General features: G+C 63.7%; 5 protein-coding genes. 1 reads left to right on the top strand and 4 read right to left on the bottom strand.

Annotation, left to right across the window (positions count from 1 at the left end):
- From ENZ75_RS22645 to rsfS, 3 genes are all read right to left on the bottom strand, one after another.
- On the bottom strand, window positions 1-911 hold a 911-nt coding region (locus ENZ75_RS22645; RefSeq protein WP_128278326.1), incomplete at its 3' end, for a hypothetical protein.
- A 124-nt stretch (window positions 912-1,035) separates the two neighbouring features.
- Window positions 1,036-1,518 (bottom strand): 23S rRNA (pseudouridine(1915)-N(3))-methyltransferase RlmH, encoded by a 483-nt coding sequence (gene rlmH, locus ENZ75_RS22640; RefSeq protein ID WP_013529074.1) that lies wholly within the window; start codon window positions 1,516-1,518, stop codon window positions 1,036-1,038.
- A 27-nt stretch (window positions 1,519-1,545) separates the two neighbouring features.
- Window positions 1,546-1,923, bottom strand: coding sequence for a ribosome silencing factor (rsfS, locus tag ENZ75_RS22635; protein WP_013529073.1), 378 nt, complete (start codon window positions 1,921-1,923; stop codon window positions 1,546-1,548).
- 242 nt (window positions 1,924-2,165) lie between these two features.
- On the opposite strand from rsfS, the gene ENZ75_RS22630 reads away from it, so the two are divergent.
- Window positions 2,166-3,017, top strand: coding sequence for a mechanosensitive ion channel domain-containing protein (locus ENZ75_RS22630; RefSeq protein WP_013529072.1), 852 nt, complete (start codon window positions 2,166-2,168; stop codon window positions 3,015-3,017).
- Between the two features lie 9 nt (window positions 3,018-3,026).
- Here the strand turns inward: ENZ75_RS22630 and ENZ75_RS22625 are convergent, their stop codons facing one another.
- Window positions 3,027-4,310, bottom strand: coding sequence for an MFS transporter (locus ENZ75_RS22625; RefSeq protein WP_013529071.1), 1,284 nt, complete (start codon window positions 4,308-4,310; stop codon window positions 3,027-3,029).
- Window positions 4,311-4,415: the final 105 nt, after the last annotated feature.

Raw genomic sequence — 4,415 nt, 5'->3', positions numbered from 1 at the left:
GCCGAAAAGGGCACCGCGGCGGCAAGTTGGTTGCTTTCCGGAACGGGCAGCGACGCCAGTTCCGCCGGCGCGGATGTCTTGTCGCCATCCGCCGTCTTCTGCTCAGCGGCCTTGGCGGCATCGGCGGCCTTGCGGCTCTTGTCGGCCTGCGCTTCGAGCGAGGCGATCAACTCTTTCAGGCTGCCGGCCTTGGCCGCCAGCGCTTCGGATCGCTGCTTTTCCGCGGCCATTTGCGTTTGCGTGTCGGCTTCGAGCTTCTGCTTGGCCTCCAGCAGCATGCCGAGCCGCTTCTTTTCCGCCGTCTGGTCGCCGACCGCCGCCGTCAGCCGCGCCCGTTCGGCCTCGATCGACGCCGTAATCCTGGTCTGTTCCTTGAGATCGGCAAGCAGGCTATCGGTCTGCTGGCGCAGTTCCGGCACCACCGCGCCGAGCAGGATGGCGCTGCGCACCGACGACAGCGCGTCCTCGGGCTTGACCAGGATCGCCGGCGGCGGGTTGAGGCCCATGCGCTGCAGCGCGCCCAGCACTTCGGCCAGAACGTCGCGCCGCGCCATCAGCGAGGCGCGGATCTTCTGTTCCTGGCCCTTCAACCCTTCCAGCCTGGCGCCGATGTCCTCGATGTCCTGGCCGAGCTTCTGCTCGGTCATCGCCGACTGGATCAATGCGGCGGTGATCGAGGCGTGATCCTTCTTGATCGTCGCGATGTCGGCGGAGAGCTTGGCCAATCGTTCCGACGACAGCGTGATCTCCTTCGAGACCCGTTCATATTCGGCCCGGCTCTGGTCCGGATCGGGAGCCAGGTCGAGCGTGTTTTCCGCCCGCCCCGCATGCAGCGACAGCACAAGCACCGCCGCCGCGATTCCGCAGCGCGCGCGCCATGAGCCCGTTCTTGATTTTCTGTCTTCAGACATTGAAGCCCGACTCTATGCGTGGCTTCGTTAACGAACAATCAACCATGTTCGAAACCGCCCACTCGATGCAATGTTACGTTGGCATTGGGGCGGAAATCCGGGTGTGTCGCACCAATTCACCGGCTTACGAGCGATGGTAGGGATGTCCCGAAAGGATAGTGGCCACACGATAAAGCTGCTCTCCCAGCATCACGCGCACCAGTTGATGCGGCCATGTCAGCAATCCGAACGACATCACCAGTTCGGCCTGGTCGCGCAGCGACTGATCGTGGCCGTCGGCGCCGCCGATGGCGATGATCAGCGCCTTGCGGCCACCGTCACGCAACAGGCCGAGGCGCCCGGCGAAATCTTCCGAGGAAAAGCTTTTGCCGCGTTCGTCGAGCAGGATCAGGGCGGTGCCGGGCTGCAACTGCGTCTGCAGTTTCTGGCCTTCCTCACGCCGGCGCTCGTTGGCAGTCTGGCCGCGCCCCTCGGCTATTTCGGCAATGCCGCCAAATTCAAGCCCCACCGCCGGGCCGCTCTTGGCGAAGCGCTCGAAATAGCGGTCGGCCAGCAGCTTCTCGGGGCCGGCTTTCATCCGGCCCACGGCATGAACTGATATCTTCATCCTTGCCTTGTAAGCCGCGCGAACGACTTAGTGGAGCGTTTCTTCCTCGAGGTCCGGCGCCTGCCACATCTTTTCGAGATTGTAGAATTCGCGGACTTCGGGGCGGAAGACATGGACGATGATGTCGCCAGAATCGATCAGGACCCAGTCGGCGCCGGACAGCCCCTCGACGCGCGCGGTGCCGAGACCGGCATCCTTGATCGCTTTGAGAAGATGATCGGCGACAGCCGCGACATGACGGTGCGATCGGCCCGAAGCGACGACCATATAGTCGCCGAGGCTCGATTTCCCCTGGATGTCGATGGAGACAATATTTTCGGCCTTGGAGTCTTCCAGACTGGCAAGGACTGTCTTGATGGCGCGGGACACGGCGTCGTCTACGCTGATCCTGGCCGGCGAAGGCATGATATCGGCCTTCTTCCGCAGTGCTGTTCTCAGTGTATTTCCTTTCGCAGCAAGAACAACCAAATCACCCCTTGAAGCAGGTGACACCACTTAGATAGGCAGAGTTCCCTGACAGTTTCAAGACGGGACCCTGCCTCGCACGAACGTATTGTCGCTCCTGTGGTTCCGCCGCACACCGGAAAAGATCGGAACCCTCGCCGTCGGCATGGGTTATCGGCTCACCGACCAACCGGATTTCCCCCATGCCGATCGACCCGCAAAACGCCTTCCTCAGCGTCCAGGCTGGCCTCGCCCAACTGAGCACGCTGATTGTTTCCTACTCCTTCTCGGCCATCGGTGCCGTTATCCTCTTGATCGTCGGTTATATCGTCGCCGGCCTTGCCGAACGTTCGATCTTCGCCGGTCTCGGCCATATCCATGGTTTCGACGCGACGTTGCGGCATTTCTTCTCCAAGATCGTCCGCTATGCCATCCTGATCCTCGTCACCATCATGGTGCTCGGCCAGTTCGGCGTGCAGACGGCCTCGATCATTGCCGCGATCGGTGCCATTGGCCTCGCCATCGGCCTGGCGTTGCAAGGCACGCTGCAGAACATCGCGGCCGGCATCATGCTTCTGGCACTGCGGCCGTTTCGCATCGGCGAGTCCGTCGAGGTCGGTTCGATTGCCGGTACGATCGAGGAGATCGGCCTGTTCGCAACCAAGCTCAGGACGGCCGACGGGGTCTACATATTGGCGCCCAACTCGACGCTGTGGAACCAGCCGGTGCGCAACTTTTCGCGCAACGGGGTGCGCCGCAGCGACATCACGCTGAGCATCGGCTCCTGGAACGACATCGACCGCGCTCAAAAGACATTGCTTGCCATTGCCGCCGCCGAACGGCGGGTCAAGCGTGAGCCGGCACCGATCGCTTTCGTCGCGACATTGGGCGATAGCACCGTTTCGATTGCCTTGCGCTACTGGACATCGTCGGCGGACTTCTTCGCCACCCAGACCGATCTCACCAAGCGCGCCAAGCAGGAATTCGATAGCGAAGGCATATCGATCCCGCTGCCGCCACCGGAAGCCCCGTCGCCGGAAGCCCGTCGACAATAGTCGGGTGGCTCAGTGCCGGCCCTCATCGTCCGGTGCGAAGGCGAGTTCGACCGGCAACGGCGCCTGCGCCGTCATCGGTGCGAAACTGCCGGTTTCGCCGACCGGGACCGCACGCGTCGTGAACACACGCAAAAGCACGAACAGGCAGAAGGCTGCGGCGATGAGAACAGCCACATAGATGAAAGCCTGCGTTCCGAAGACGGCCGACAGCGCCGTCACGATGCCGGGCACGACGAAGCCCGACAGCGACCAGGCAAACAAAAGCGAACTGGACAGCGCCACCATGTCGTCCTTGCCGGCGCGGTCGGCGGCGTGCGCACTGGCCAGCGAATAGATCGATTCCGAAGCGCCGTCCCACACGATGTAGATCACAACCAACGCGGCCAGCGCGCCGCCATCGAACCCGAGTGCAAACAGGCCGGCGACCATGGCGAGCGCGGATGCGGCGATCAGCACATAGCGGCGGTCGGTTCGGTCGGAAATCCAACCAAGCGGGATCTGCAGGATCAGCGTGCCGAGAGGCATCGCCGAAAGCAGCAGCGCCACGTCGGCCTGGCTGTAGCCCTTGGCCGTGGCGTGGATCGGTGCGAAGCCAGCAATCGACATCGACAGGCCGCCGACGGCAAGCATGCCGGCGACGCCGACCGGTGAAACCCGCCAGGCACGGCGCAGCGCCACCGAGGCCGCCTGCGGCGCCGGCGGCTGGGCAAGTTTGGTCATCCCGACAGGGAGGATCGACAGCGCGGTGAAGACGATGCCGATCAGCGGCGCATCCGCTGTCCTGATATCGACCAGCGCTAGCGTCGCGTAGCCGACGCCGAGCCCGGCGACATAGGCAACGTAGAAGAAAGCCATCACCCGGCCGCGGATGGCGTTGGCAACGGCATCGTTCAGCCAGCTCTGCGCGACGATGAACAGGCCGCATATGGCAAAGCCGTAGAGCGCGCGGGCGGCTATCCACAGCAGCGGAAGGACCCCGGCGCCGACAGCGGCGTTGGCCAGCGCGATCAGCGCCGACAGCACCATGAAGGCGCGGGCATGGCCGACCCTTCGCACCAGCGGTCCGGTCAAGATGCAGCCGGCGAGCCCGCCGGCCGAAAGCCCGGTGATGATCAGCCCGGCCCAGGTCGGATCGAAACCCTCTGCGCCAAGCCGGACCGGGATATAAGCAAACATCAGCCCGTTGCCGACGGCAATCAGCGCCATCGACACGATGACGCTGGCAATCGCGATCAGCGGCGTGGGCTCGGCGCCCTGCTCGGCTTCGCTGCGGTTTTTCCTGGGAATCGACATGCCTGCTCAGGATTGCCCATGAAACGGGCAAAGGAAGCGATAAAAGCGACATGGCCGGGCGGCCGGGCTCACCCCTTCGCCAGCTTGCGGATCGCGCTCGATGAC

Origin of the sequence: Mesorhizobium sp. M7A.F.Ca.CA.002.04.1.1 (assembly GCF_004022805.1) — a bacterium.
Classification (GTDB): Bacteria; Pseudomonadota; Alphaproteobacteria; order Rhizobiales; family Rhizobiaceae; genus Mesorhizobium; species Mesorhizobium ciceri.
The sequence above is the reverse complement of the archived record's forward strand: the minus strand, read 5'-3'. Positions and strand labels throughout refer to the sequence as shown.